Raw genomic sequence first — 26926 nt, 5'->3', positions numbered from 1 at the left:
ATTATGTAATGGAATTTTAGACCTTTATTCATTCATTTAAATAGCGGCCTTTTTTTTAACGGGGATTTCCGGGATCAGTTTTTTCGTGTATTCCGTTCCTTTCTCGATTAAAAAGGAGGCCTTATCATAATCCCAAATGCCTCCGATATTATGTGGGATATCGATCAGGTAATCCGGTTTATACAATTCTACACTTAATTTCGATAGCCGTCTTCGCATCATCAGGTAAGCTTCTTGAAGCAATCCTATAGAATTCATCTTGCTTTCAAAAGGAAGCGGACCATATTTAGCATCCGGCTTTCCATCCAAGTTTACCGCAATGATGATGTTCCTGCGCTTTCTTTTCACATAATTGATGGGCAAAGGATTTAGAACACCACCATCCACCAGGTTCCATTCATCCGATTCAATACTGGTAAAAACACCTGGTATGGCGATGGAAGCTCTGATAGCTTGATAGACACTCCCCTTATCAAAGATCATTTCGCGCTCATTTTTAAGGTCGGTGGCAATGGCACGGAAGGGAATGCGCATATCCTCGATATCCTTATCCGGAAATATCTCTTTCAGAGATTCAAAAACACGTACGCCTTTTAACAATCCAAACTTGGGGTTTGTGAAATCCATTAATCGGAACACCTGCCTTTTGGTCAGAACCCTCATCCAATCCTCCAATTCAGTTAATTTTCCTTCGACATAAGCGGCTCCGATCAAAGATCCTATCGAACAACCCACCACTTCATCTATTTCATAGCCCATCGCTTCCAATTGACGAATCACACCTATTTGCACCAAGCCTCTGGCACCACCGCTGCCCAGGACGAGGGATACCTTACGTTTGCTTTTCAGAAAGTTCATATTTAAAGGTAAAACAAATTTACTTGCTTTAAAAATGTCATTTGCATGTCCCATTTTATCTAAAAGTTGGAACAAATAACTATCGTTGTTAATTTTGCTAACAGTGTTAACTAAAATGGTATGGGCGTAACAGAAAGAAAGCTTAGGCAACAAGAGGAAATGAGAAAGCAAATCATCGAATGCTCGCGAGAAATCGTGCATGAGGAAGGTTGGGCTGCCCTTTCCATCCGCAAAATAGCGGATGCCATTGAGTATTCGGTTCCCGTAATCTATAAATATTTCGAAAACAAGGAAGCAATTTCCGCTTATTTTGTAGCAGAAGGTTTTGATCTGCTCTACGCGCAGATTACAGCAGGAATTTCTACAGAAGACAGCATCGAAGAACGCTTTCAACAATTGGGATTAGGATATTACCTATTCGCTGAGCGGCATCCCAAACATTACGAGATCATGTTCGGCTTGGGGATACCGACCTGTGAAACAGCAAAGAACATCAAATCTGTTGGGCTCTTGTCGGATCTTTTCCGCAATATGATTGACGAACTGATCCAAAAAAGTGGAAGAAAGGATATTGATGCCTGCATCAAATACCGTAGCCTTTGGGCCATGCTGCATGGGGTGGTTGCCTTGGAACTTCTTTCCCTTACAGGCTCCGATAAGGTATGCAACTCCCTCATCCTGGCCGATAGCATGCGCTCTTTTACAAAAGGAATTTAAATTATTATTAAATATATCAAATACATACATGAATCTATTAGAACATTTAAACTGGAGATACGCCACTAAAAAAATGAATGGCAACAAAGTTGACCAAGAGAAAGTTGATCAAATCGTGGAAGCAGCACGTTTGGCACCAACCTCTTCCGGACTTCATCCGTTTAAGATCATTGAAATCAGCAATCCTGAGCTAAAGCAAAAAATCCAACCTATCGCCTTCAACCAATCACAGATTGTGGATAGTTCCCATCTATTGGTTTTTGCGGCTTACGATGAATACACCCAAGAACGTGTTGATGCACCTTTCAAGCAACAGGAAGTGGAAAGAGGATTGCCAGCGGGCTTTGCTGATGATTATAAAAACTCACTTTTCACCTCTTTACAGGCGAAAACAAAGGAGCAGCATTTTGAACATGCCGCACGTCAGGCTTATATTGGATTTGGTTTGGCCATTGCTGCAGCGGCGGAATTAAAAGTAGATGCAACCCCGATGGAAGGCTTTATCCCACAACAACTGGATGAACTATTGGGATTGGACAAATTAGGTCTTCGTTCCGTTACTATCCTTGCTTTGGGATATCGCGATGAGCAGAACGATTGGTTATTGAACATGAAAAAAGTACGTGTACTTAAAGAAGATTTTGTTATAAACTTTAACTAATCCCCTACAATAGCAATTTGGCTGTTATTGAATGTAAAAAATTATACATGCAATAACAGCTTTTTTATTTATTATTAGCCTGTAACTAATAGGAATGTATGGAAACTGCCAAAGAAAAAATGATTGCCGGTAAACTATTCCGAGACGAGGATGGCGCTCTTTTCAAGGAAAGACAACATTGTAAAGTGATCCTTCAACAATACAACCAAATGGAACCCATCCGGGTAAAGGCAAGGAATTCACTCCTAAAAAGTATTCTTGGAAAGACAGAAGGCAAGTTTTTCATCGAGCCTCCCTTCCGCTGTGACTATGGTTATCATATTGAATTAGGAGAAAATTTTTACGCAAATTTCAACCTCACCATATTGGATGGGGCAAAAGTATCCTTTGGAAAAAACGTATTGATAGGCCCAAATGTCAGTTTATTTACGGCTTCACATCCTATTGATCCCATTGCAAGAGCAGAGGGTTGGGAATATTCCAAACCCATCAGCATTGGGGATAATGTCTGGATAGGTGGACATACCGTGATCAATCCTGGAGTTAGTATCGGAGAAAATTCGGTGATCGGCTCCGGATCTATCGTTACTCGCGATATACCTGCCAACGTGGTCGCGGTTGGCAATCCCTGCCGTGTAATACGGGAAATTACTTCTGAAGATATCCTTTCTAAAGATCAATTCATGTAATAGCTGCGGAACAATTTGTTTATATAAAACAAAAACACCTGAGATGGGGAATCCCAGGTGTTTTACCAAACCAATTATTAACCTAAATTATGAAATTATGAATTTACTATTTAAACGCCTGCTAATTCATTTTAGTATATCCATCTAAAAAAAATATCAAAAAAAAATACCTGAAGCGGAGAACTCCAGGTATTTACCAAACCAATTATTAACCTAAATATTTCTATTTATCTAGTTGCAATTAAAACGGCCATATATCTTGATTATTGTATGGATTATTAAAAAAATTAAAAAAGATTACAGTATCTCAATTAACTTATTAATAATCAACAATTTAATTTTATAATTTTTCGATAATAATTAAGGATTCCCTGATATTACCTCCACCACTTTATCACTGATTTTAGTGATATCAGATTTTAACCCCACCATCATCGTCATCACGTGCACTGGATTTCCCTCCATTTCTCTGAAATTTCGCATGTACCCGATTTCAAAACCAAGAAAAAAGCCTTTGAATTTATAATCAGCCCCAACCCCTACTTTAAAAGCAGGCGATATGCTGTATTTATATTCGATATCCACATTTTGGTTATTCCCCATGTCATTTGCTCGAGGTTCAGAATTAAGGGCAACACCTGGCCCAGCATAAGCATAAGTATTCAACCTGTCCCATTGCCTGCGCGTTCCTCCCGCCAAACTCAAGGTGTACATCGTTGCGCGAGAATTACTGAGAAGCCTATTATAATCGGGATCCTTTTCCAATTGGTCATAACCAAAACTCATCATATAAAGCGTTGGCAACAGGTAATATTTTGGATTTTTCAAGGAAATATCCAAACCCATACTGCCTGTAAAGAACTTCGTGCTCAATACATTTTTGGTTTTTCCCAAGGGAATGGAAAGACCTGTTCCCCCGAAATAATAAACCTTCTTGAAATGCAAAGTATCTGCTCCAGTTTGTGCCATAGCAGAATAGCCTATTACTAGGCTTAAGATACTCATGAAAATAACCTTCATTAACTAGATGTTTATCAATAAAACATAAACCTAATTAAAATGTTTGAAGGCCATATTATAAATAATTCTTTGCTTGAGGACCTTGGCTGAACAGCAGGTCGATAACACTCAGATTGGGGATAAAACCATTCTTATCTTCAAAGAGCTGATAATAAGGCTTCTGATCCGTTATTAAAGAAGGCTTTTTGGGATGAATGATCTTGCGGAAATCATGTTCTGCAGACTCCAGCTCTTGATAGGAATCCGTGAACTTGATTTCTTTTTTCAATTTCAATAATTTCAGCAATAAGGTGAGTTGATCGACATGGAAATCCATCAAGAACTCATATTTCTTTTCGTAGAATGGCAGTAGATCATCCTCATAATATTCAAAGTATGCTGAACTGCGGTAAGCCGTCTGAAGGGACAGCCAATGCAGTCTTTGCCATGGATGATCGTAGTTGATGCGAACATCTTTCATCGCAACGCGTTCCTTTCTTCCGTGCTGTATAGGCACAAACAATTCCAAAACACCATTTGCCGTCGAGATCTGCGTACGTGTTCTGAAGGTCTGCTTTGGATAATTTTCAAAGCGTTCCAACAACAGATCACCTTCAGCGTCCTTGATGGTTTTGAAGTAACTGGCATTTGGTAAATATAAAACCGGAAGTAGAATATCCTGCATCATCATGAAATAAACCCTTAAATGTTCGCAAAAATAACTTTATTTAGGGATATTTGTACCTAAGAATACAATAAGAATGAAGGAAAAGCTTGTTTATGGATTAATATATACTATTTCGCTTCTTCCTTTTTGGTGCCTATATTTCATCTCCGACATCCTTTTTTTCCTTATTTACTATGTTTTCGGCTATAGGAAAAAGGTGGTATATGAAAATCTGCGGAATTCATTTCCAGAGAAATCTACAGAAGAAATAAATAAAATTGCAAGGGATTTTTACAGATATTTCCCTGATCTTTTGGTGGAATCGGTAAAGATGGCAAGTATTTCAGAAGCAGAAGTTAAAAAAAGAATCGAGCTACTAAATCCAGAAGAGGTTTATCAATATATCCATAAAGGGAGATCAGTAATCGGCGTGACGGCCCATTATGGCAACTGGGAATTGGCGATCCATAGTTTATCCATCATGATGAACACACCGGAACTGATCATTTATAAACCATTGAACAACAAGGTTTTCAATACCGTTCACAACCGGATCAGAACCCGCTTTGGAGCAACCATGGTACCTATGAAACAAATATTACGGCATATCATCAAACTAAAAAATGTGCCTCATGTAAGCATGTTTGTTTCAGATCAGACGCCAACCTATCAAGATTCGGATTATTTTATGGAATTCTTGAACCAGGACACCTTGGTTTTCACTGGAACTGAGCGCATTGCCCGTCTGACCAACAATCCGGTGGTATATTGTGAAATCCGTCGGAAGGAGAAAAGAGGATATTATTCTTGTAAATTCACTACCTTAGTAAAACAGCCATCAGCGTATCCAGAACATGAGATCACGCATATTCAAAACCGATTTACCGAACAGGTTATTCGTGAAGAACCGGCCTATTGGTTATGGTCACACCGCCGATGGAAGCGTAAAAGAAGAAGTTAAATGATAGCATACCCAAAAGTAGCCGTTGTAATTCTGAATTGGAATGGTAAATTTTTCTTGGAAAAATTTCTTCCTTCCGTATTCAACAGCACTTACCCAAATATAGAATTCATTATCGGCGACAATGCCTCTACCGATGATTCCCTAGCCTATGTCAGGGAAAATTACCCGCATTTCAAAATCCTGGTCAACCAGGAAAACCTGGGATTTGCTGGTGGTTATAATGAGATATTAAAACAGGTCGATGCAGACTATTATGTACTACTAAATTCAGATGTAGAAGTAACCGAGAATTGGATCGAGCCCGTTATCCGTCAGATGGAAGCAGATCCCCTTTTGGCGGCCTGCCAACCTAAGATCCAAGCCTACCATAACAAAGGAAACTTTGAACATGCCGGTGCTGCAGGAGGCTATATTGACTATTTTGGATTCCCTTTCTGTCGCGGTCGCATCCTAGATAAAATGGAAAAGGATAATGGCCAATACGACCAAGCAACCGAGGTTTTCTGGGCTACTGGAGCTGCCTTATTTATTAAAGCAAAGGCTTGGAAAGAAGCGGAAGGATTCGATGCTGATTTTTTTGCCCATTTTGAAGAGATCGATCTATGCTGGCGCCTGAAAAGAATGGGTTACAAGATTGGGTTTTGCCCTAAATCCTTGGTCTATCATGTCGGAGGTGGTACATTGAACACGAGCAATCCGCAGAAAACCTACCTCAACTTCCGCAACAACATGGTCATGATGCAAAAAAACCTGCCGGTATTCCAGGCTTTTTGGCGATTGGCATTAAGATTATGGTGGGATTTATTCGCATTGATCAAGTTTTTGGTCGATGGAAAGCGGAAAGATGCTTGGGCAGTTTCCCGTGCACATCAGTATTTCTTCCTAAATGTTTTTAGGAACGCAAAAAAAAGAAAGAAATATCCGGCGAAATACAACAATAAAGGACAATATAAGAATTCCATCATATGGGATTATTACGTGAATAAAATCCATAAATTCTCTGATCTGCACGATAAAAATTTTCATTAACCCAGCTCTTGCTGAACAAATGCTTTTGCGGTTTTCTTAAACCATTTGCAAGACTTTGCCTGTTTACATATTTAGTTCCCTAAAATTATTTTAGGGCTATAATATTTCGTATTTTCGTGGTCTATGGCAGTAGATATTCAAGCGAAAATAGAAGCGTTAACTAAAGAATTAAACGAATACAACTACCAGTATTATGTATTAGCGCAATCCGCAATCTCCGATTTCGATTTTGACCATAAACTAAAGGAACTGGAAGCCCTCGAGGCCCAATATCCCGAGTTTAAAGACCCCAACTCCCCTACCCAAAAAGTGGGCGGAGATATAACCCAACGTTTCAACACCGTGAAACATCGTTGGCCAATGATGTCATTGGGCAACACCTACAACGAACAGGAACTCAAAGATTTTGACACCCGAGTTCGGAAGGTCGTAGGTGATGAAGTGCAGTACGTCGTGGAACTGAAATTTGATGGTCTTTCCATTTCCATTACTTACGAGGATGGCCGACTGACCAGAGCGGTTACCCGCGGAGATGGTACACAAGGTGATGAAGTAACCTCCAATGTAAAAACCATCAGAAGCATTCCTCATCAACTCAAAAAAGGAAATTATCCGGATAACTTTGAAATCAGAGGGGAGATTTTCATGCACAAATCAGCCTTCCTACGATTGAATAAAGAACGCGAGGATAATGCTGAACAGACTTATGCCAATCCAAGGAATTTTGCATCCGGTACGATCAAATTACAGGATTCTGCAGAGGTAGCTAAAAGACCATTGGATTGTTTCCTATACTTTCTCTATGCCGATAACAGAAACCGTCTGTTTGCCAATCATTGGGAAAGCTTAGAAGCCGTTAAATCTTGGGGTTTTCCAGTATGTGAGCACACCAAACTTTGCCAGAACATCAACGAAGTGTTGGATTTCATCCATTACTGGGATGAAGCCCGGCATAAACTATCCTACGAAATCGATGGGATTGTTATTAAAGTGAATGATTATGCCCAACAGGAAGAACTTGGTTTTACATCCAAGTCGCCAAGATGGGCCATATCCTATAAATATAAAGCCGAACGAGTAGAAACCATCCTGAAAAGCATCAGTTATCAGGTTGGAAGAACCGGAGCGGTTACCCCCGTAGCGAATCTGCAACCTGTTCTATTGGCAGGAACGACCGTAAAAAGGGCGTCTTTACACAACGCCAATGAGATAGCCAGATTGGACCTTCACGAAGGTGATACGGTATTTGTGGAAAAGGGTGGTGAAATCATCCCGAAGATCATTTCCGCCAACACGGAAAAACGACCTGCAGGAGCGGTTGCCATTGTTTATCCTACGCAATGTCCAGAATGTGGAACTGATTTGATCCGCGAAGAGGGCGAAGCGGTGCATTATTGCCCGAACGATGCGGGCTGTAGGACTCAGATCGTAGGAAAGCTGCAGCATTTTATTGGCCGCAAAATGATGGATATCCAAGGTTTGGGTGATGAAACCATCGAAACCTTCTATCGCTTGGACCTGATCCGGAAAATCTCTGACATCTATGAATTGAAGGATCGTGCAGAAGACCTGGTGGGGATTGAGCGTTTCGGACAGAAATCCATCGATAATATGCTTGCCGGTATCGAGCAATCGAAACAAAAACCCTTTGAAAAATTATTATTTGCACTAGGTATTCGTCACGTTGGTGAAACTGTAGCGCGTAAATTGGCGCAATATTTCAAGAATATCGATGCCATGAAGGCGGCCTCGGCCGAAGAAATATTAGCGGTTCCTGATATTGGTATCCGGATCGCAGAAAGTATACACGATTACCTGAACGAGCCGGAACATTGGGAAGAGATCGAAAAATTGAGATCCTTGGGCCTGCAATTTCAGATCGAGGAAAAAGAAGTGGTGCTGGCAGGTAATGGCCTGGCGGGGAAAACCTTCCTGATCTCGGGGGTTTTTGCAGATTTCTCCCGTGAGGAATTGACGGCATTGATTGAATCCCATGGTGGCAAAATGCTGAGTGGTATATCCGCCAAATTGAACTATTTAGTGGCTGGCGATAAGATGGGACCATCCAAATTAGCCAAAGCCGAAAAACTACAAGTGCCAATCATTTCTGAAACGGAATTGTTGGCCATGATTAATGAACAGTAAATAAAGCATACAAATACAATAATGATGAATGAGCTTCAAGGAGCAGGTGTTGCATTGGTAACACCCTTTAATGCAGATGGGACCGTCGATTACGAGACGTTAGCAAGACTTATCGATTACCAGATCGAAGGTGGAATTGATTATTTGGTTTCTCTTGGTACTACCGGAGAAACAGCAACCTTAAATCAAGAGGAACGAAAGCAGGTCTGGGCATTTACTTCGAAGCATGTGAATAAACGTATTCCGTTGGTGGCAGGTATTGGTGGAAACAATACCCACGAAATCGTGGAACAGGTGAAGAACTTTGAAAGCTTGGATTATATGGCAATTCTTTCCGTATCGCCTTATTATAACAAGCCTACGCAAGAAGGGATTTATCAGCATTATAAAGCGGTTGCAGAAGCAGCAAAATTGCCAATTATTTTATATAATGTACCGGGAAGGACGGGTAGTAATATGAGTCCGGCGACAACAGTACGCTTGGCAAAGGATTTTTCGAATATTGTAGCGACGAAAGAAGCTTCCGGGAATTTTGCGCAGTTCAGTGAGATTTTGAGGGATAAGCCAGAAGGATTTTTATTGATTTCTGGGGATGATCCAGTGACACTTCCGATGATGGCGTTGGGAGCTGCAGGGATTATTTCTGTGGTGGGTAATGCGTATCCGAATAAGGTTTCAACCTTGGCGCATTTATGTGCGGAAGGTAATTTTGAAGAAGCAAGAGCGATTCATCAGGAGTTATTGAGGATTACAGATCTTTGTTTTGTAGAAGGAAATCCTTGTGGGGTGAAGTATATTTTGGAGAGGAAAGGATTTGGAAAGGATAATGTGAGGTTGCCTTTGGTTCCTGTTACTGATGGGACAAGGAAGTTGATTGATGAAGAGATGGCGGTATTGGGGTAAGGGGATTTAGGCTACACGTCATTGCGCCTCGCGTCATTGCGAGGAACACGTAATTACGCCTACCCGTCATTGCGAGGAACGAAGCAATCTTCAGCCATGTCATGCTGAGCGAAGTCGAAGCATCTACATGTGGTACCCGTACAGATCCTTCGACTACGCTCAGGATGACAAAGGCTGCTCAGGATGTCAAAGTCCAAAGATTGCTTCGTCGTGCCTCCTCGCAATGACGTAAAGCTCCTCGCAATGACGAAAATTCAACCAAGTTTCTTATTTTTAGGTATTCTTTTTGTGCTATCAACATACAACACTTTAAGACACACATACAACCCTATAAGAAAAAAACATCGTTATGGAAACTTCAAACCAACCCCCTAAACAAGAAAAATCCATGTTCAAGAAAATCCTAGGATGGTTCTTTTTGGTATTATTCGCAGGAATTGCCATTGCCATCTTCTTTAAATATTTCTTTGTATTCGGCGAAGGTGTCAAATCCGGCGAATTAAACTACGCGGTCAAAAAAGGCAATATCTTCAAAACCTACGAAGGAAAACTCATCCAGGAAGGAATCAGGACCCAATCAACAGGCGCCGGTCTTTCCAGCAATGAATTTGAATTCTCCATTGCCAATGATTCCATTTACCAAATCCTGGAAAGCAATTCTGGAAAATCCTTCGACCTACACTATAAAGAGTACCACGGCGTTATTCCATGGCGTGGAAACACCCGCTATATCGTCGATAAAGTAGTCGAAATCCGCGAAGCAAAACCTAGAGGATTTTAGGTTTCTTCAATTTTTTTTAGGTAAAACGTTGCAAATATTGATTTCACACCCTATATTTGCGACGTACTTCAATAGTAGTACCCTAATCAATACCCTTCTCTGAATGGTCTTGATTTATAAAGAAGTGGCGAGAGACTGGCTCTATGACCCACTGGCAACCTTCAACGTGATTGAAAAGGTGCCAATTCCTGTCCGAAGCAATAATGCTTAGGAGCATATAAATGAAATAGACTATGACAATTACATCATCAAAATCTACATTTCAAGCTTGCTGTATAACGCGAATGCGTTAGTCGTCGGTATGTTTATACATTCCCTTTCTCAAAGGCAAAAGGGAAAAACATGACCATTTTAGACGACTACCGTAAGGACAGCCTTATGCCTGAAAAACCCATTAATTTTAATTTAAAACCAAAAAATCATGTCAGAAAATAAAAACTTTAAATTTGAAACCTTACAGGTTCATGCCGGCCAAGAAGTAGATCCTACTACCGGTTCAAGAGCTTTACCTATATACCAGACTTCATCATACGTATTTGAAAATGCAGAACATGGAGCCAATCTTTTTGCCTTAAAGCAGTTCGGAAATATCTATACCCGTATCATGAACCCAACCACCGATGCATTCGAAAAAAGAGTCGCAGCGTTGGAAGGAGGTGTTGCTGCATTAGCGGTGGCTTCTGGACAGGCAGCCCAATTCATCGCATTAACCAACATCCTGGAATCAGGAGATAATTTTGTGTCGGGTGCTAACCTATATGGAGGTACTTACAACCAATTCAAGGTTTCTTTCAAAAGATTAGGTATCGAAGCGAGATTTGCGGAGGATACCGATGCCGATAAGATCGAATCTTTGATCGACGATAAAACCAAAGCGATCTATGTAGAGACCATAGGTAACCCAAGCTATAACATTCCCGATTTTGAAAAAATTGTGGCTGTTGCCAAAAAACATGACCTTCCGTTGATCGTCGATAATACCTTTGGTGCAGGCGGTTATCTGTTCAAACCTTTGGAGCATGGTGCTAATATTGTAGTAGAATCCGCTACGAAATGGATCGGTGGACATGGAACTAGCATCGGCGGTGTGATCGTGGATGGTGGTAACTACAACTGGGGAAATGGAAAATTCAAGCAATTTTCTGAACCTTCCGAAGGCTACCATGGCTTGGTGTTCTCGGAGGTATTCGGTGAAAACGGTCCTTTCGGAAACATCCAATTTGCGATCCGTGCTCGTGTAGAAGGCCTTCGTGATTTTGGCCCTGCCCTATCTCCTTTCAATTCCTGGTTATTGGTGCAAGGATTAGAAACCCTTTCCCTACGTGTACAACGCCATGTGGACAATGCCTTAGAGATCGCCCAATGGTTGGATGCACATCCACAGGTGGAAAAAGTAAGCTATCCGGGATTGAAAAGCCACCCATACCATCAAAATGCTCAGAAATACCTGAAGAATGGTTATGGTGCCGTATTATCCTTCACCGTTAAAGGCGGCGTAGAGAAAGCCAATGAATTTATTGATTCCCTAGAGCTGATCAGCCATTTGGCAAACGTTGGGGATGCTAAATCATTGATCATCCATCCTGCGGCTACCACTCACCAACAATTGAGTGCTGAAGATCAGGTAAAAGCAGGTGTACAACCAGGTCAATTGCGTTTGTCGGTAGGTATTGAGCATATTGATGACATCAAAGCAGACTTGGAACAAGCATTTCAGAAGATTAAATAGATCCTAATAGGTCTTAGCGTAAGCATAAATTAGAGCACATGAGTCTTAAAATATTCGAATATGGACAGGAATTCCCACTGGAAAGTGGGAAGAAACTGCCAAATATTCAGATTGCTTATCATACTTATGGTGAGTTGAATGCCGACAAATCCAATGTTATTTGGGTTTGCCACGCATTGACGGCCAATTCTGATGTTTTTGATTGGTGGCCAGGATTATTCGGTGAAGAGGAACTATTCAATGACAAAGAATATTTCATTGTTTGCGCGAATGTGTTGGGATCTCATTATGGATCTACCAATCCCCTATCCATCAACCCTGAAACTTCGGAGCCCTATTACCTGGATTTCCCGCAGTTCACGATCCGGGATATCATCCATGGTCATGATCTGCTGGCAGCACATCTTGGTATTACCGAAATCAACACCTTGATCGGAGGCTCCCTTGGTGGGCAGCAGGTGCTCGAATGGGCAGCTTCCAAAACCATCAAGATCCATAACCTGATCGCCATAGGTACCAATGCCTTTTTCTCCCCTTGGGGAATCGCGTTCAATGAAAGCCAGCGATTGGCATTGACCGCCGACCCAAGTTTCTATGAGAAAAGGCCTGATGCCGGACTGAATGGCCTAAAGGCAGCCCGAAGTATGGCGCTGATATCCTACAGAACCTATAATGCTTATGGGGTGACCCAGGTGGAGTCAGACCATGATAAAACCGATCAATACAAGGCTTCTTCCTACCAATCCTATCAAGGCGATAAACTAGTGAAACGGTTCAATGCCCTGAGCTATTGGTATCTGACCAAGGCCATGGACAGCCATCATCTTGGTAGAAGCCGTGGAGCCGTAGAAGAGGTCTTACACGGGATCCAAGGTATCAACACCTTGGTGATCGGCATACCTTCTGATGTATTATTCCCTCCACAGGAGCAGGAATTCATCGCCAAAAATATCCCGAATGCAGAATATTATGAACTACATTCCTTTTTCGGGCATGACGGTTTCCTTATTGAGACCAAAACATTAACACAAGTCATTGGAAATTTCCTAGCAAAATATAATAGTAAAGCAGAACAATTAAATTTAATACAAGAAAATGAGTAAGAAACTGACCATCGGTATGTTCGGATTTGGAGTGGTGGGACAAGGGTTATACGATATCATCAAAACAAAAAACTTAAACCTGGAGATCAAGAAATTCGTGATCAAAAACGCAGATAAAAAAAGAACTCTACCTGCCGAATTGTTCAGTACAGATCCAAATGCGATTCTTGACGATCCAGAGATCAATACCGTCGTGGAATTGATCGATGATGCCGAAGCAGCATTTGAAATCACCAAACGTGCATTATCTTCAGGCAAAAATGTGGTATCGGCAAACAAGAAAATGATTGCTACCCATCTGGAGGAATTGACTGAAATCCAACAACAGCATGGTACATCCTTACTTTATGAAGGAGCGGTCTGCGGAAGTATCCCGATCATCAGAAACCTGGAAGAATATTACGACAACGAATTGCTGCATTCGGTAAGCGGTATTTTCAATGGTTCATCCAACTATATCCTTTCCAAGATCTTCAACGAGAACCAAAGCTATGATGCAGCCCTGAAAAAGGCGCAGGAATTAGGTTTTGCGGAAACCGACCCGACCTTGGATGTTGGTGGATTTGATCCAAAATACAAATTGGCGATTGTAGCTTCCCATGCCTATGGTGTTTACATCGATCCGGAATTGATCCTTAATTTAGGAATCGATAAATTGGGAAATGCCGATATCAAATATGCCCGTGAGAAAAACTATAAGATCAAATTGATCCCATTGGCTAAAGAAGTATCCAATAACGAAGTCGTACTATACGTATTGCCAAAATTCATTTCGAACAACAGCATGTTGTACAATGTGGAAAATGAGAACAATGGGGTGTTGGTAAAAGCGGCTTTTGCCGATGAGCAATTTTTCTACGGAAAAGGCGCTGGTGGCCACCCAACCGGTTCTGCAGTGCTTTCAGATATCGCAGCGCTTCGGTACGGCTACAAATACGAATACAAAAAACATTTAGAATCGCAAGAGGTAAGTTATACCACGAATTACGACATTAAGGTATATTTCCGTTATGAGGATGAAGATGTATTGGAAAACATCAGCTTTATCAACATATCTGAACGATTCTATAGTGATGAACATAAGTATGTGATCGGCACGATCAACATTCAGGAGATTATTGACAAACGATCATTGATCCATCAGGACGGGAATTTCCTAGCTGAAATTTTATAAGCCTATTTTCTTTCATGATGCATATTTTTTAGTATATTGTCGTATAAACTTAAAAAATAAGAAGTCATGAGAAAATGGAGTATGATGGGATTGCTCCAGGTAGTTAGTTTGGCATTATTTGCCCAAGAAGACACAACTACAGGAGAAGTTGTAGATAACGCATCACCTACAGCATTTGTGGTGATCGGCGTGATAATATTGATCGTTGTTATTTACGTGTTATATAGTCGACAAAAAAGGCGATATAACGATTAAAAATAAAAAAGGAAAAAAGCTGTATCCGAACCAATGGGTACAGCTTTTTTTGTGGTTATTGGCTTCGGACTGAAAGCATAGTGAAAGTAATGTAAAAGTATGCTTTTAGTAACCTAAGCATACTAAAACATGCTATAAGTATGCTGTAAACTTGATTTCAGAGCGAAAACAACCTTTTACCATACAAAAAAAGAGGCCTTATCAATTATTTGATAAGGCCTCTTCCTTAGTATTATTTACCGATATTGAATAGCTCCCGATTAGTCTCTTTTCAAACCGTATTTTTCAATCTTACTGTATAAATGACTTCTCTGTATATCCAGATCGTCGGCTGTTTTGGATACATTCCAATTGTTCTTCTCCAATTTATATTTGATGAATTCACATTCCGAATAATCTTTGAAATCCTGGAAAGAAGTGAATTGCTCCAGGTCAAAACCTTTGGCCGTTGCTGTATCATTTCCAGTAATGGATTTTGCCGATACCGGGCCTCCTGGGTTCGCAAATGTCAATACATCATCTTCCGTGATTTTCTTATCACAAAGAATGATCAACCTTTCGATCATATTGCGCAGCTCACGGATGTTACCTGTCCAAGGAAGGGATTGCAATGCCAGCATCGCATCTGGTGTAAAGGTTTTCACCGGCATGCTGTATTCTGCGCAGATTTCCTCACAGAACGAGTTTGCAAGCGTAGGAATATCATCCTTACGTTCTGCCAATGAAGGCACATGGATCAAGATCACACTTAAACGGTGGTACAAGTCCATACGGAAATTACCATCTTCGATTTCTTTCAACAGATCCTTATTGGTTGCGGCAATGACACGTACATTCACGTCGATTTCCTTTTCGCCACCAACACGGGTTATTTTGTTTTCCTGCAGCGCACGAAGTACTTTCGCCTGCGCTGAAAGGCTCATGTCCCCTATCTCGTCCAAAAAAAGCGTTCCGTTATTGGCTTGCTCAAATTTTCCGATACGTTGTTTTACCGCCGAGGTGAATGATCCTTTCTCATGCCCGAACAATTCGGATTCGATCAGTTCTGAAGGGATCGCCGCACAGTTCACCTCTACCAAAGTAGAGCTGGAGCGGGTCGACTTTTCGTGCAACCAACGCGCCACCAATTCTTTACCAGCACCGTTGGCACCGGTAATTAATACACGAGCTTCTGTTGGAGCAACTTTATCGATCGTTTCCTTGATCAAACTGATTCCAGAAGAATCCCCTAGGATTTCTTTGGTTTTGGAAAACTTCCGTTTTAGGACTTTGGTTTCCTTTACCAAGGATCCTTTTTCGAGTGCGTTACGAACAGTGATCAACAAACGGTTCAGATCCAAGGGTTTTTCCAAGAAATCAAAAGCGCCTTTACGGGCTGCTTCTACCGCTGTTTCGATCGTACCGTGACCAGAGATCATGATGAACGGGATATCAGAGAATTCTTTGGCAGCGGTCAACACTTCCATTCCATCCATCTTGTTCATCTTGATATCGCATAGTACAAGATCGATCTTCTCCTTTTTAAGGATTTTCAGACCATCTTCACCATTATCGACATCAAGTACTTTGTAGTCTTCATATTCTAGGATATCACGAAGGGAACTTCGGATAGGGCGTTCATCATCGATGATTAAAACTGTAGTCATATAAAATGTTCCTATTTTTCTAGGCTGCGATAATTTAACAAATAAAGTAAAAAGAAGCAAACTTTATAAGCCGGGTTCTGTATCCCCGAGGGGATTTCTATCATTTATCTAGGATTATGCTCGCGCATAACCTCCATCAACCTACCCATTGTGAGGTCCCGAAGGAAGAAAACGAGCAGCTTTCGATTCTCACAACCTATTTGGTTTTTCAACACACGAGGTTTACCGAGATGTATGTTACCATACAAATCCGTGAGCTCTTACCTCACGTTTTCACCCTTACCATGTTGCCATGGCGGTATCATTTCTGTGGCACTTGCTGTCTACCCGGAGGCATCCTTCCTGTTAGGAAGCGTGTTGCTCTGTGTTGCCCGGACTTTCCTCTCGCCTTATTCGATAAAGGCCAGCGATAGAACGAGTTTGCTTCAAGCTGCAAAACTACGAAAAAAACAATTTAATATCGGCAAAACGAAATACTATATCGTTGTTGTTATAACTTATAATTATTTGAAAGTTTTTTGTTTTCTATTGTAGCGAAATGAATTTTAGTTTCGTCATAGGAGAAACATTTATGCGCAACATGTTTATTTTATTCATTCACAAATTAATTTTAATAAATAATATATGAAAACTATTTCTTACTTAAAGATTGCTACAGCGATTGCCCTTATTTCATTCAGCACTTCATGCAAAAAGAAAAAAACTGAGCCTAATCCAGTAAGTATCGCTTACAAAATCACGACTGCATCGAAAGAAAAGATTAAAATGACCAATCTTTCCGTAACCAGTACAAAAGGAAAAGACTCAGTGATCACAGCTGCACTGGATGTTCCTAAAACCGTGGCTACTAGACGTGCTATGCCAGGAAAAGGCTATACGGTAGCGTTGAAGACAAAGATCGATAAACCAGCAAAAATTACCTTGGAGATCCTAGTAAACAATAAAGTAGTAAAAACTTCCAAAGACATCGATGTTAAGGATATCAGCAAGGAAGTTAAATTAGAACATAAGTTTTAAGTTGATAGATGCGCTATATGAATATATAAATTTTTAGAACTCTCTTTTTACCCTAGTTAACCATAGCTCCAAATCGAGCTATGGTTTTTTTGTTAACAAATAAATAATATTAACATATTAATCATTAACTTTCTCCTAACAATATATTTTTACTTTTGCTGAATAGATCAATATTAACTGTCATTGGATGAATCGGATAAAGCTTCTCTATCGGTTAAACAAAACCAGCTTGAGCATTTTTTTCGTTTGGTATGTGCTCATTAGTGTAATTGTCTTTTCAACCCCACGTATCAGTTCGTTCCAATGGATCAACTCCATGAACCACCAGATACTGGATTATTTTTTCAGTTTGCTCACCCAATTCGGTGATGGCATTTTCGTGATGCTCGTGGCGGTACTATTCTTTTTTCTAAGATCAAGAAAGATTGGTATTGCCATTGCTGCCAGCTATATTGGTTCCGGATTGATCTGTTCGGTACTAAAAAGATCTTTTCAGGCGCATCGTCCGGCTTTTTTTCTTAAAGAAGACCCCAGCTTCCATTCCCTATCCTGGCTACCCTTATCCCATCATAATGCCTTTCCATCTGGACATACCACCTCAGCCTTTGCCTTAGCTTTTACCTTAATGCTATTCAGCAAGGATAAAAGGCTGGCCATGATGGCTATGGTTCTGGCTTGCCTGACGGGGTATTCAAGGGTTTACTTGGGTCAGCATTTTTTGGATGATGTGTGGTTTGGATCCATCCATGGAGCAGGCTTTTCTTGTCTGTATTTTCTGATGTATTCCTATTTCGGCGAGAAAAAACTAAGCCGAAGCCAACTCTTTCCCCCTTCATTTAAGATATAACCATGTGGAAACTATTCATTAGCCTGTTAAAATTTGGCCTTGTTGGGTTATTGGGAATGGGGATCGACTTTGGAATAACCTGGCTGCTGAAAGAAAAATTAAACACGAATAAATTCTTTGCCAATGCCTGCGGTTTTTATTGCGCAGTGGTCAGCAATTATTGCCTGAACCGCATCTGGACCTTTTCCAACAACAATCCACAGATTGCCAAACAGTTCCTCCAATACGCACTTTTCAGTATCATTGGCTTGGGTATAAATACACTCATCATATACCTCTGCAGTACCAAATGGAAAATCAATTTCTATTTGGCAAAGGTATTTGCGATTGGAATTGTTTTTCTCTGGAACTTCTCCATCAACCATTTAATCACATTTGGACATGGATAAGGCATTCCACATCAAATTACGTTGGCTGATTTTACTGAGTACTTTGGTACGGATCCTATTTGCTAACCTGTTGGAGTTGGGTAATGATGAGGTCTATTATTATACCTATGCCCTACAGCCTGATTGGAACCATTTCGACCATCCACCAATGATCGGGTTCCTGATCAAATTCTTCACCTTGAACCTGCACTGGGTAAACACCTTCTCCATGCGATTGGGAGCTATATTCCTGGCTGCCCTTAATACCTGGATCATTGCCTGCATTGTCAGGAGGATCGCGAATGATCGCGCAGCTTTTATAGCAGCGATCTTATTTACCGCATCGATCTATTCCAGCATTATTTCTGGGATTTTCATCCTTCCAGATTCGATCTGCAATACCTTTTGGTTGGCCGCACTATACTGTATGGTACTGATCGTAAAACCAAAAGACAAAAAAGAACAGACTGAGGCGCTTCTTTTTCTTGGCATTTGGATCGGTTTAGCATGTATGAGTAAGGTCCATGGCATTTTTCTCTGGTTAGGTTTCTTGGCGTATCTATTCTTCCATCAACGGTCTTTATTGAAAAATTGGGCTTTTTATGTTTCCTTGATCATCAGTGGTCTGATTATTTCCCCTATCGTGCTTTGGAATATTCAACATGATTTTATCACTTGGCGCTTTCATGGTGAACGGGTAAGTTTATTGGATGCAGGAATACAGATACACTTTTTCCTACAGGCTTTTTTTGGTCAAGTATTATACAATAATCCACTTTTATGCCTTATTTACGCCTATTTAGCCCTTGCAGTAATCAAAAACTGGAAATACCATACTCAGCATTGTAGGAAAGAAATTGCGGTGATACTCTATTGTGGCCTACCGATTATATTCATAGCCAGCTTTATCTCTCTTTTTAAACAAGTGCTCCCCCATTGGAGCGGTGCAGGCTTCTTTTCGATCATGATCTTAGCTGCCGTTTGGATCGACCAGGAATTGAGCTTGGAAAAGATTCGAACAGTGCGTAAAGTGTTCAATTGGATGCTGTTCTTTACACTGGGATTCATGATCCTAGCCGTATGCATTATTCATTTTTATCCAGGCAACCCAATCGGTATTAAAAGCGGTAATGAACTTGGCAAGGAGGATGTTTCCATCGAAATGATAGGTTGGGAGCAATTTGCCAAGGAATTTGAAAAAATCCGCTCGGAAGATCTGGAACAAAAGAGGATGCAGGAAAATGACCCCATCTTGGTCAATAAATGGTTCCCTGCTGGACATATCCTATTTTATGTGGCTAGGTCCTTGGAAATTCCTTTGCTTGGGGAAGGAAAACTACATGACCTGCATAAATTCGCGTGGCTGAACAACATGGCAAACCCTATACAGATTGCTGATGACGCCTATTATATCAGTCCTTCCAACAATCATGTAGAACCCTATGAGATATAAGGGGAAGATTTTGAATCGATTAATCTAAGAAAGATAATCCAACAGAAAAGAGCTGGAGTTGTGGTAAGGAAATGGTACATCTACCATCTTAAAGGAGCAAAACGAGTATTAGGCGCAGATCTTATTAAAGATCATTTGCGATAGCATACCCTGCTGCCCAAGCCCATTGGAAATTATAACCGCCCAACCAACCGGTAATATCGACGGCTTCGCCACCAAAGTAAAGTCCTGGAACCGTTTTAGCAGACAAGGTTTTCGGGTTCAGTTCTTGTGTACTCACCCCTCCACGCATGACCTCCGCCTTATCGTAGCCTTTATCGCCTGCAGGCTTGACCTTGAACTTATGAATGGTATCTACGATGAGTTTTGCATCATTTTTACCTAGGGAGGCTATCTTCACCGTAGTGGGTAAGAATTTTCCGAATGCTTCAACGGTTCTCTTGGTGAAATAATCATTCATCAGCTGTGCAATGGTCCTTCTTCCTCCCTGCTCCCTTTCCTGCTTAATGAGGGTATCCATTTTGAATTTCGGCAATAAATCGATGCTGAAGGTTTCCCCAGGTCTCCAATAGGAAGAAATCTGTAGAATAGCCGGTCCACTCAGACCCCAATGGGTAAATAGGATATTTTCTTCAAAGCTGATCTTTTCATTATATACTTTAGAAAAGATGGAATTTCCGGCCAAAGAGGCATACCAGTCGGCATCCTTTCCGGTGATGGTCAAAGGCACTAAGGCTGGCGCTGTAGGTACAATTCCCAATCCGAATTTTCTCGCTATGCGTAATGCAAAATCGGAAGCTCCCAATTTAGCAACCGGTAGACCTCCAGAGGCCATCACGACCTTGGGGCTGTGTATCTTTTGGGTTTTCCCATCCTTCACAAAGGTTATTTCAAAACCTCCTTCTGTTTTTTCGACATCCTTCACTTCGGTATTCAACCAGATATCCTGCTTGGTTTCAAACATCAATTTGCTAAAAACCGCTACGATATCCTTTGCCTTATTACTTTTGGGAAAAAGTTGTCCCAATGTCTTTTCTTCCCCTTGAATGCCTCCGAAATTCTCAAAGAAATTTTGGGTATCTTCAACAGTCCATTGGGAGAAAACCGCATGCAGAAATGCCGGGTTCTCCGAAACAAAATTTTCAGGTTGGGTATATAGATTCGTAAAATTACAACGTCCACCGCCAGAGATCAGGATTTTCGCTCCAGGCTTATCGTTCCTTTCCAATAGTAAGGTTTTTTTACCCAGCAGCCCTGCCTGTGCGGCACACATCAATCCGCAGGCACCAGCTCCTATGATAATGGCGTCGTAATTCTTCATCTTAAGAAATCAATTCTCCAGCAAGGGAAACTACGCGTTGCTCTGTCCAAGATAGTTCAGCTAGTTCCAAGATCCGGATCACATCCCTAGCCTGTTCTGGTTTAACGAACAACTCTTCTTCTCCTTTTAATGTAGCCACTATATTTTTATAGAAATCCTCTCCAGAACCCTTCTCTGACGGAATGATCTCTTCGATATCCGTACCGTTTTCCAGGATGGCTAATTTTCCATAGATCTCCGGGTTTTCTGTTCCCCAATCCGCAACATCTGCAGGTCGCTTACCTGCGCGCAACAGTTCTTCCTGTGGATCTACACCCCATTTTACAAAAGAACCGTTCGTACCGTATAAGGCAAATCTTGCTGTTGGGATTTTCGCTAGCATCTGTCCTTTTAAGGAAACTTTGACTTGGGGATAATGCAGGATAAATTCAAAATCATCAACGGCTTTAGCACAGTCTCGTTGCACCCTTAAATCAGCATAGATCGCCGTCGGATGTCCAAAGATCTGTAGGGCTTGATCGATCAAGTGTGCACCCAGGTCATAGTGTATACCCGAACCAGGGAGGTTTTCTTCGCGCCAGGCTCCGGCTCTTAAAAAATTGCGGAACCGATCAAATCTTGCTTCATAGTTTGTTAAACGCCCCAATCTTCCATCTTCAATAAGTTTCTTAACGGTTTTAAAATCAGAATGGAACCTCGCGTTGTGATGGACAGAAAGCAAGAGGTTCTTACTTTTTGCCAATGCGATCAGTTCATCGGCCTCGGATGCATAATTCGTGAATGGCTTTTCTACCACCACATGCTTTCCGGCTTCTAATGCAGCTTTCGCAAACGAAAAATGCACATCATTTGAAGTGGCGATGACGACCAGATCTACCGCTGGATCTTCGAAAATATCTTCTGCTTTCTGAACGGCAATGGCATCCGGATATCTTTCAGCCAACATTTCCTGTTGTTCAAATTTCCTAGCTGTTACCTTATATAATTCCAGATCAGGATTTTCTGAGATAAATGGCGCATGGAATACATGTCCACCAATAGAAAACCCGATCAGTCCAACTTTGATCTTCCCCATGCTTACATTCTTTCAGGAACCTGAATTCCTAATAAGTTCATACTCTTTGCAATGATTTTTGCCGCAGCAGCGGACAATTGCAGACGGAAGGTTCTTACGGTTTCATCCTCCGCCTTGATAATACTTTCTTCGTGGTAGAATTTGTTGTATAATTTAGCGACCTCATAAGCATAATTCGCTAATTGAGCGGGGCTGAATTCCTTTGCTGAGGCTTCAATGACTCCTGGAAATCCGGCCAATGCCTGGATCAGATCCCGTTCGTAACTGGATATCTTTTCCGGTTGTACGGCAGTGCCTTCCTTAAAATCTCCTTTTCTCAAAACAGATTTGATACGAGCGTGGGTATATTGAATAAATGGACCTGTGTGTCCTTGGAAATCTACGGTTTCGTTCGGATCAAACAATAGCCTTTTTTTAGGGTCAACCTTCAACAGGAAATATTTCAATGCCCCCATACCGATGGTATTGTATAAGGCTTCCTTTTCCTCTTCATTGAATCCTTCGGTCTTACCGAGTTCTTCGGTTCTGGTTTTTGCCGTGGCAAACATTTCCTGCATTAGGTCGTCTGCATCCACAACCGTACCTTCTCTGGATTTCATTTTACCCGTTGGAAGATCCACCATGCCGTAGGAAAGATGGAAAAGTCCATCCGCCCAAGATTTACCCAATTTTTTCAAGATCTGGAACAATACCTTGAAATGGTAATCCTGCTCATTGCCCACCACAAAAATAGAATCATCCATCTTGAATTCATCGTATTTCAGCTGGGCTGTCCCCAAATCCTGGGTGATGTATACAGAGGTACCATCTCCACGCAAAACAAGTTTTTCATCAAGGCCTTCAGCGGTCAGGTCGATCCAAACGGAATTGTCTTTTTTTTTATAGAAAACACCCGAATCCAATCCTTCCTGAATAATATCTTTTCCTAATAAATAGGTATCTGATTCGTAATAGAATTTATCGAAATCAACCCCTAAGGTTTTGTAAGTCTGATCAAAACCTTCATATACCCAAGCGTTCATGGTTTTCCAAAGGTTGATCACTTCCTCATCACCGGCTTCCCATTTCAACAACATGGCCTGCGCTTCCTTGATCAATGGTGCATTCTTTTTGGCTTCCTCTTCGGTCTGCCCTTCGGCTTTCAAGGCATCAATTTCCTGCTTATACGCTTTATCGAAAACTACATAGTATTTACCGACCAAATGATCGCCCTTCATTCCGGTTGAAGCAGGGGTTTCCCCTTCTCCAAACTTCTGCCAAGCAAGCATGGATTTACAGATATGGATCCCTCTATCGTTAACCAGATTTGCTTTGATCACATCATAGCCATATGCTTTTAGGATTTCAGCTACCGAATAGCCCAAGAGGTTGTTACGCACATGCCCTAAGTGTAGGGGTTTATTGGTGTTTGGTGAAGAATATTCCACAATCAAACGTTTTCCATTGGCTGGAAATACAGCAAAATCCTTATGTGCAATTTCATCATTCAATACCTCTATCCAGTATTGGTCAGTGAAGCTCAGGTTCAAAAACCCTTTGATTACGTTGTAGGATTCAATCTCCGGAATCTGCTCCTGAAGGTAAGCACCGATCTCCTGCCCTGTTACTTCCGGCGATTTTTTGGAGAATCGGGTTATAGGAAATACAACCAAGGTAATTTGTCCTTCAAATTCCTTTCTGGTTTCCTGTAATGCAAGCTGTGAAGCTGGGATATCTGAACTATAAAGTGATTTAACTGCTTCTACAGACTTTTCAATAAGCAGTTCTTGGATTGATTTTGCCATGTAAATATTTCGTAATATTCTTAACCTTCTGATAATGAATTCAAAAAATAACACTCAGATTATTCATGTATTCGTTATGAAAGCATATCTTTGCCAAAAATAATAAAAAATGCAGAGCTATCAGGAATTTCTTGACTTAAGTGTTGGTTTTCCACAAGACGGATTCGAAATTATCGAAGACGAATTGTACTTCCACGATTTGAATTTGATGGAAATGATAGAAACGTATGGCACGCCCCTACGTTTTACTTATCTACCTATTATTAGTAAAAAGATCCAACAAGCGAAGATTCTGTTTCAAACAGCCATGTTGAAATACAATTACCGTGGGTCCTATAAGTACTGCTATTGTACGAAATCATCTCATTTCAAACATATTGTAGAGGAAGCGTTAAAGAACGATATTCACTTAGAAACCTCGTCGGCATTTGATATGCCTATGATCGATGCCTTGGAAAGACAGGGAAAGGTGACGAAGGATATTACCGTAATCTGTAATGGCTTCAAAACTTACCAATACAAGCAGTATATCGTGGATATGTTGCATGATGGTTTCCATAATATTATTCCGGTATTGGATAATAAAGAGGAATTCAACATGTACGATGATGAGATCGAATTGACAGAGCCATGTAATTTGGGTATCCGTATTGCCGCAGAAGAGCAACCGGATTCTCAATTCTATACCTCGAGATTAGGTATCCGTATGGAAGACGTCATTGATTTTTACAACAGCAAGATTGCAGAGAACCCTTACTTCAAAGTAAAGTTGCTTCATTTCTTTATCAATTCCGGTATTTCTGATACGCCGTACTATTGGAATGAGTTGGAGAAATATGTAACCCTTTATTGTAAGTTCAAAAAGATCAATCCAGACCTTGATACATTGGATATTGGTGGCGGAATGCCATTCAAAGATTCATTGGTACATGATTTTGATTACGAATACATGGTAAACGAGATCGTGAACCGTATTAAACAGATCTGTGCACATCACGAAGTAGTGGAACCGGATATCATTACCGAATTTGGAAAATACACCGTAGCAGAAGCTTCTGGGATATTGTATAAGGTATTGGGCCGTAAGCAACAGAATGACCGTGAAAAATGGTTGATGTTGGATGGTTCTTTTATCACCAACCTTCCGGATGTATGGGCATTGAACCAAAAATACATCTTATTGCCGATCAACAATTGGGATTCGGAATATGAACGTGTCAATTTAGGTGGTATCACCTGTGATGGCCAAGATTACTACAATCAAGAGGCCCACATGAACTCCGTGTTTATGCCGAAGACCAGAAAGGTGCAATACCTTGGTTTCTTCCATACTGGAGCTTACCAAGAGGTATTAAGTGGGTATGGTGGTATTCATCATTGCCTGTTGCCATCTCCAAAGCACGTGTTGATCCGTAGAAACAGGGATGAAACGTTCAACTACGAAGTGTTTGGGGAAGAACAGAATTCTAAACAAGTCATGAAACTATTAGGTTATCAATAACCTTTAATAACATCCATAAAAAAAAGCCTTAACGATATGTTAAGGCTTTTTTCATGAAGGGAATTCGAGGTTAATTATTCAAATGAACAATTGTTCTTTGAACTGATCGGAATTTAAACTGCTTTAGCAAAGCTTTCGTAATGGCATATAATAAACCCCAAAAACCCTATTCTTTAATATTATCTATGATTTCATTAATCGATAACCATGAATGTTGCAATATCCTCGCGGATATGCACCGGTAGCATCATAAAGATTTCCTTTTTTAGGATGAGGTTCTCTTGACGTGAATCAGCTGGATTTTCTTCAATGCTTACGATTGATTCAAACCCTTCGTTCAACCATCTACCCTCTCCTATTAAGTAATCGTTGTATTTAGCATTTAAGGCTTTTAACGCGCCTAGGATTTCGTTCGAATTTGATGTATAACTATTAACCATATTATTCTGTTTCACTATTACATTTAACGCCAAAGTTCGATTATTGTTATAATCAAGATGTTAATTTATTATTATAGTATTGGTAATTATGGCAAAAAAAGGTTTAAGTCCGGTCGAGTTGACCAATTCTTTATTTAAATAATCAAATAACTAGGACCTATTTATCCATTAATATACTATAAACGAAACAGTTGAGCTAAATCTTCTCTTATTGCTGCTGGAAGCATATTGAATACTTCCATTTTTATTCGAATAAGCTGCTTGTCATTATCTTTGGGATCTTGGTTTATAGAAACAATGGATTTGAATCCTCCGATGAGCCACCTACCATCTCTGCGTAAATAGTCTTGATATTTAATATCAAAGATTTCCAACTCCTCTAGTAAAGAGTCGGTTTTATTAGAAAAATTTGTTAACATATTGGTTTTTAGTGAATAAAATTTTACAATTATACAATATTATTAGGCTAGAAAAACATTCATCAAAAAAAATATTTTTTTCTTTCAGTAGCGTCCTAAACGATGGAAAAAATGGCGGTGGATTTATATAGCAGGGAATGCTATATTTATTTCGCTAAAAAAACCTCCATCGCCATGGTAAATATAAACGTATTTTCCCAGATTTTGGGTCTAATCGATCGAGACATTTTTGGCAGATTGGTTCAACAATACCAATCCGACAAGCATCATAAGGGCATCAACAGCTGGACACATTTTGTGAGCATGCTATTCTGCCATTTATCCTCTGCGGATTCGGTTCGGGACATTTCTAATGGACTCCGCAGCACTACTGGCAACATG

General features: G+C 40.6%; 26 protein-coding genes, 1 other RNA gene and 1 riboswitch. Of the genes, 17 read left to right on the top strand and 10 right to left on the bottom strand.

The window, feature by feature from the left end; all coding sequences use genetic code 11:
- Positions 1-36: 36 nt before the first annotated feature.
- The gene (locus tag CRJ00_RS09575; protein WP_245153296.1) at positions 37-858 is read right to left on the bottom strand and encodes a patatin-like phospholipase family protein; all 822 of its coding nucleotides are present in this window, start codon (positions 856-858) and stop codon (positions 37-39) included.
- 159 nt (positions 859-1017) lie between these two features.
- On the opposite strand from CRJ00_RS09575, the gene CRJ00_RS09570 reads away from it, so the two are divergent.
- The 3 genes from CRJ00_RS09570 (at position 1018) to CRJ00_RS09560 (ending at position 2925) form a co-directional block, all read left to right on the top strand.
- On the top strand, positions 1018-1575 hold the full coding sequence (locus CRJ00_RS09570; protein WP_180268469.1) for a TetR/AcrR family transcriptional regulator: 558 nt from the start codon (positions 1018-1020) through the stop codon (positions 1573-1575).
- A 28-nt stretch (positions 1576-1603) separates the two neighbouring features.
- Positions 1604-2236, top strand: a complete 633-nt coding sequence (locus tag CRJ00_RS09565; protein WP_099366652.1) for an NAD(P)H-dependent oxidoreductase — start codon at positions 1604-1606, stop codon at positions 2234-2236.
- Positions 2237-2334: 98 nt separating this feature from the next.
- On the top strand, positions 2335-2925 hold the full coding sequence (locus tag CRJ00_RS09560; protein WP_099366651.1) for a sugar O-acetyltransferase: 591 nt from the start codon (positions 2335-2337) through the stop codon (positions 2923-2925).
- Positions 2926-3285: 360 nt separating this feature from the next.
- On the opposite strand, the gene CRJ00_RS09555 is transcribed toward CRJ00_RS09560, so the two are convergent.
- Positions 3286-3945 carry a hypothetical protein gene (locus CRJ00_RS09555; protein WP_099366650.1) on the bottom strand — a complete coding sequence of 220 codons (660 nt, stop codon included), beginning with the start codon at positions 3943-3945 and terminating at the stop codon, positions 3286-3288.
- A gap of 55 nt (positions 3946-4000) precedes the next feature.
- Positions 4001-4615, bottom strand: coding sequence for a WbqC family protein (locus CRJ00_RS09550; RefSeq protein ID WP_257213731.1), 615 nt, complete (start codon positions 4613-4615; stop codon positions 4001-4003).
- A 70-nt stretch (positions 4616-4685) separates the two neighbouring features.
- Between CRJ00_RS09550 and CRJ00_RS09545 the strand changes: the two genes are divergently transcribed.
- The 8 genes from CRJ00_RS09545 (at position 4686) to CRJ00_RS09510 (ending at position 14419) form a co-directional block, all read left to right on the top strand.
- Positions 4686-5552, top strand: a complete 867-nt coding sequence (locus CRJ00_RS09545) for a lysophospholipid acyltransferase family protein (protein WP_099366649.1) — start codon at positions 4686-4688, stop codon at positions 5550-5552.
- Complete coding sequence (locus CRJ00_RS09540) at positions 5553-6584, top strand: glycosyltransferase family 2 protein (RefSeq protein ID WP_099366648.1); 1032 nt, start codon at positions 5553-5555, stop codon at positions 6582-6584.
- 123 nt (positions 6585-6707) lie between these two features.
- Positions 6708-8729 carry an NAD-dependent DNA ligase LigA gene (ligA, locus tag CRJ00_RS09535; RefSeq protein WP_099366647.1) on the top strand — a complete coding sequence of 674 codons (2022 nt, stop codon included), beginning with the start codon at positions 6708-6710 and terminating at the stop codon, positions 8727-8729.
- Positions 8730-8753: 24 nt separating this feature from the next.
- The gene (dapA, locus tag CRJ00_RS09530) at positions 8754-9632 is read left to right on the top strand and encodes a 4-hydroxy-tetrahydrodipicolinate synthase (protein ID WP_099366666.1); all 879 of its coding nucleotides are present in this window, start codon (positions 8754-8756) and stop codon (positions 9630-9632) included.
- A 349-nt stretch (positions 9633-9981) separates the two neighbouring features.
- Positions 9982-10413: a hypothetical protein gene (locus tag CRJ00_RS09525; RefSeq protein WP_209023114.1), complete on the top strand. Its 432-nt coding sequence runs from the start codon at positions 9982-9984 to the stop codon at positions 10411-10413.
- Between the two features lie 111 nt (positions 10414-10524).
- Positions 10525-10637, top strand: a riboswitch (SAM riboswitch).
- Positions 10638-10834: 197 nt separating this feature from the next.
- Positions 10835-12142: an O-acetylhomoserine aminocarboxypropyltransferase/cysteine synthase family protein gene (locus tag CRJ00_RS09520; protein WP_099366646.1), complete on the top strand. Its 1308-nt coding sequence runs from the start codon at positions 10835-10837 to the stop codon at positions 12140-12142.
- A gap of 38 nt (positions 12143-12180) precedes the next feature.
- Positions 12181-13245, top strand: coding sequence for a homoserine O-acetyltransferase family protein (locus CRJ00_RS09515; protein WP_099366645.1), 1065 nt, complete (start codon positions 12181-12183; stop codon positions 13243-13245).
- Positions 13238-14419 carry a homoserine dehydrogenase gene (locus tag CRJ00_RS09510; RefSeq protein WP_099366644.1) on the top strand — a complete coding sequence of 394 codons (1182 nt, stop codon included), beginning with the start codon at positions 13238-13240 and terminating at the stop codon, positions 14417-14419. The genes CRJ00_RS09515 and CRJ00_RS09510 overlap by 8 nt, the downstream gene beginning before the upstream one ends.
- A 515-nt stretch (positions 14420-14934) precedes the next feature.
- On the opposite strand, the gene CRJ00_RS09500 is transcribed toward CRJ00_RS09510, so the two are convergent.
- Both CRJ00_RS09500 and rnpB read right to left on the bottom strand, forming a co-directional pair.
- Positions 14935-16320 carry a sigma-54-dependent transcriptional regulator gene (locus tag CRJ00_RS09500; protein ID WP_099366642.1) on the bottom strand — a complete coding sequence of 462 codons (1386 nt, stop codon included), beginning with the start codon at positions 16318-16320 and terminating at the stop codon, positions 14935-14937.
- Positions 16321-16370: 50 nt separating this feature from the next.
- Positions 16371-16746, bottom strand: an RNA gene (gene rnpB / locus CRJ00_RS09495) — RNase P RNA component class A.
- A gap of 198 nt (positions 16747-16944) precedes the next feature.
- Between rnpB and CRJ00_RS09490 the strand changes: the two genes are divergently transcribed.
- From CRJ00_RS09490 to CRJ00_RS09475, 4 genes are all read left to right on the top strand, one after another.
- Positions 16945-17337, top strand: a complete 393-nt coding sequence (locus CRJ00_RS09490; protein ID WP_099366641.1) for a hypothetical protein — start codon at positions 16945-16947, stop codon at positions 17335-17337.
- A gap of 229 nt (positions 17338-17566) precedes the next feature.
- Positions 17567-18184 (top strand): phosphatase PAP2 family protein, encoded by a 618-nt coding sequence (locus CRJ00_RS09485; RefSeq protein WP_180268468.1) that lies wholly within the window; start codon positions 17567-17569, stop codon positions 18182-18184.
- A gap of 2 nt (positions 18185-18186) precedes the next feature.
- Complete coding sequence (locus tag CRJ00_RS09480; protein ID WP_099366639.1) at positions 18187-18573, top strand: GtrA family protein; 387 nt, start codon at positions 18187-18189, stop codon at positions 18571-18573.
- Entirely contained in the window at positions 18566-20005 is a 1440-nt protein-coding gene (locus CRJ00_RS09475; RefSeq protein WP_099366638.1) for a glycosyltransferase family 39 protein, read from the top strand. Before CRJ00_RS09480 ends, CRJ00_RS09475 begins: the two co-directional genes overlap by 8 nt.
- Before the next feature lie 124 nt (positions 20006-20129).
- Here the strand turns inward: CRJ00_RS09475 and CRJ00_RS09470 are convergent, their stop codons facing one another.
- From CRJ00_RS09470 to argS, 3 genes are read right to left on the bottom strand one after another with little or no spacing between them, the layout of a single operon-like run.
- Positions 20130-21326, bottom strand: coding sequence for an NAD(P)/FAD-dependent oxidoreductase (locus CRJ00_RS09470; RefSeq protein ID WP_099366637.1), 1197 nt, complete (start codon positions 21324-21326; stop codon positions 20130-20132).
- Position 21327: 1 nt separating this feature from the next.
- Positions 21328-22401 carry an oxidoreductase gene (locus CRJ00_RS09465; RefSeq protein WP_099366636.1) on the bottom strand — a complete coding sequence of 358 codons (1074 nt, stop codon included), beginning with the start codon at positions 22399-22401 and terminating at the stop codon, positions 21328-21330.
- 2 nt (positions 22402-22403) lie between these two features.
- Positions 22404-24185: an arginine--tRNA ligase gene (gene argS, locus CRJ00_RS09460; protein ID WP_099366635.1), complete on the bottom strand. Its 1782-nt coding sequence runs from the start codon at positions 24183-24185 to the stop codon at positions 22404-22406.
- Between the two features lie 109 nt (positions 24186-24294).
- On the opposite strand from argS, the gene CRJ00_RS09455 reads away from it, so the two are divergent.
- Positions 24295-25686, top strand: coding sequence for an arginine decarboxylase (locus CRJ00_RS09455; protein ID WP_099366634.1), 1392 nt, complete (start codon positions 24295-24297; stop codon positions 25684-25686).
- 194 nt (positions 25687-25880) lie between these two features.
- Here CRJ00_RS09455 and CRJ00_RS09450 read toward each other — a convergent pair whose 3' ends face one another.
- Both CRJ00_RS09450 and CRJ00_RS09445 read right to left on the bottom strand, forming a co-directional pair.
- A complete protein-coding gene (locus tag CRJ00_RS09450) occupies positions 25881-26126 on the bottom strand; it encodes a hypothetical protein (RefSeq protein WP_099366633.1) in 246 nt (81 codons plus the stop codon).
- Positions 26127-26302: 176 nt separating this feature from the next.
- Positions 26303-26545: a hypothetical protein gene (locus CRJ00_RS09445; protein WP_099366632.1), complete on the bottom strand. Its 243-nt coding sequence runs from the start codon at positions 26543-26545 to the stop codon at positions 26303-26305.
- A 174-nt stretch (positions 26546-26719) separates the two neighbouring features.
- Here CRJ00_RS09445 and CRJ00_RS09440 point away from each other — a divergent pair.
- Positions 26720-26926, top strand: a 207-nt coding sequence (locus CRJ00_RS09440; RefSeq protein WP_218962165.1) for a DUF4372 domain-containing protein, incomplete at its 3' end; no start/stop codon positions are given.

The organism is Sphingobacterium sp. 1.A.4, assembly GCF_002734245.1.
In the GTDB taxonomy this organism is placed as follows: Bacteria; Bacteroidota; Bacteroidia; order Sphingobacteriales; family Sphingobacteriaceae; genus Sphingobacterium; species Sphingobacterium tenebrionis.
The sequence above is the reverse complement of the archived record's forward strand: the minus strand, read 5'-3'. Positions and strand labels throughout refer to the sequence as shown.

Bases quoted from the DNA above. Each gene is read 5' to 3' on its own strand.
- CRJ00_RS09575 (WP_245153296.1), bottom strand. From the start codon at position 858: ATGAACTTTCTGAAAAGCAAACGTAAGGTATCCCTCGTCCTGGGCAGC.
- CRJ00_RS09570 (WP_180268469.1), top strand. From the start codon at position 1,018: ATGAGAAAGCAAATCATCGAATGCTCGCGAGAAATCGTGCATGAGGAA.
- CRJ00_RS09565 (WP_099366652.1), top strand. From the start codon at position 1,604: ATGAATCTATTAGAACATTTAAACTGGAGATACGCCACTAAAAAAATG.
- CRJ00_RS09560 (WP_099366651.1), top strand. From the start codon at position 2,335: ATGGAAACTGCCAAAGAAAAAATGATTGCCGGTAAACTATTCCGAGAC.
- CRJ00_RS09555 (WP_099366650.1), bottom strand. From the start codon at position 3,945: ATGAAGGTTATTTTCATGAGTATCTTAAGCCTAGTAATAGGCTATTCT.
- CRJ00_RS09550 (WP_257213731.1), bottom strand. From the start codon at position 4,615: ATGATGATGCAGGATATTCTACTTCCGGTTTTATATTTACCAAATGCC.
- CRJ00_RS09545 (WP_099366649.1), top strand. From the start codon at position 4,686: ATGAAGGAAAAGCTTGTTTATGGATTAATATATACTATTTCGCTTCTT.
- CRJ00_RS09540 (WP_099366648.1), top strand. From the start codon at position 5,553: ATGATAGCATACCCAAAAGTAGCCGTTGTAATTCTGAATTGGAATGGT.
- ligA (WP_099366647.1), top strand. From the start codon at position 6,708: ATGGCAGTAGATATTCAAGCGAAAATAGAAGCGTTAACTAAAGAATTA.
- dapA (WP_099366666.1), top strand. From the start codon at position 8,754: ATGAATGAGCTTCAAGGAGCAGGTGTTGCATTGGTAACACCCTTTAAT.
- CRJ00_RS09525 (WP_209023114.1), top strand. From the start codon at position 9,982: ATGGAAACTTCAAACCAACCCCCTAAACAAGAAAAATCCATGTTCAAG.
- CRJ00_RS09520 (WP_099366646.1), top strand. From the start codon at position 10,835: ATGTCAGAAAATAAAAACTTTAAATTTGAAACCTTACAGGTTCATGCC.
- CRJ00_RS09515 (WP_099366645.1), top strand. From the start codon at position 12,181: ATGAGTCTTAAAATATTCGAATATGGACAGGAATTCCCACTGGAAAGT.
- CRJ00_RS09510 (WP_099366644.1), top strand. From the start codon at position 13,238: ATGAGTAAGAAACTGACCATCGGTATGTTCGGATTTGGAGTGGTGGGA.
- CRJ00_RS09500 (WP_099366642.1), bottom strand. From the start codon at position 16,320: ATGACTACAGTTTTAATCATCGATGATGAACGCCCTATCCGAAGTTCC.
- CRJ00_RS09490 (WP_099366641.1), top strand. From the start codon at position 16,945: ATGAAAACTATTTCTTACTTAAAGATTGCTACAGCGATTGCCCTTATT.
- CRJ00_RS09480 (WP_099366639.1), top strand. From the start codon at position 18,187: ATGTGGAAACTATTCATTAGCCTGTTAAAATTTGGCCTTGTTGGGTTA.
- CRJ00_RS09475 (WP_099366638.1), top strand. From the start codon at position 18,566: ATGGATAAGGCATTCCACATCAAATTACGTTGGCTGATTTTACTGAGT.
- CRJ00_RS09470 (WP_099366637.1), bottom strand. From the start codon at position 21,326: ATGAAGAATTACGACGCCATTATCATAGGAGCTGGTGCCTGCGGATTG.
- CRJ00_RS09465 (WP_099366636.1), bottom strand. From the start codon at position 22,401: ATGGGGAAGATCAAAGTTGGACTGATCGGGTTTTCTATTGGTGGACAT.
- argS (WP_099366635.1), bottom strand. From the start codon at position 24,185: ATGGCAAAATCAATCCAAGAACTGCTTATTGAAAAGTCTGTAGAAGCA.
- CRJ00_RS09455 (WP_099366634.1), top strand. From the start codon at position 24,295: ATGCAGAGCTATCAGGAATTTCTTGACTTAAGTGTTGGTTTTCCACAA.
- CRJ00_RS09450 (WP_099366633.1), bottom strand. From the start codon at position 26,126: ATGGTTAATAGTTATACATCAAATTCGAACGAAATCCTAGGCGCGTTA.
- CRJ00_RS09445 (WP_099366632.1), bottom strand. From the start codon at position 26,545: ATGTTAACAAATTTTTCTAATAAAACCGACTCTTTACTAGAGGAGTTG.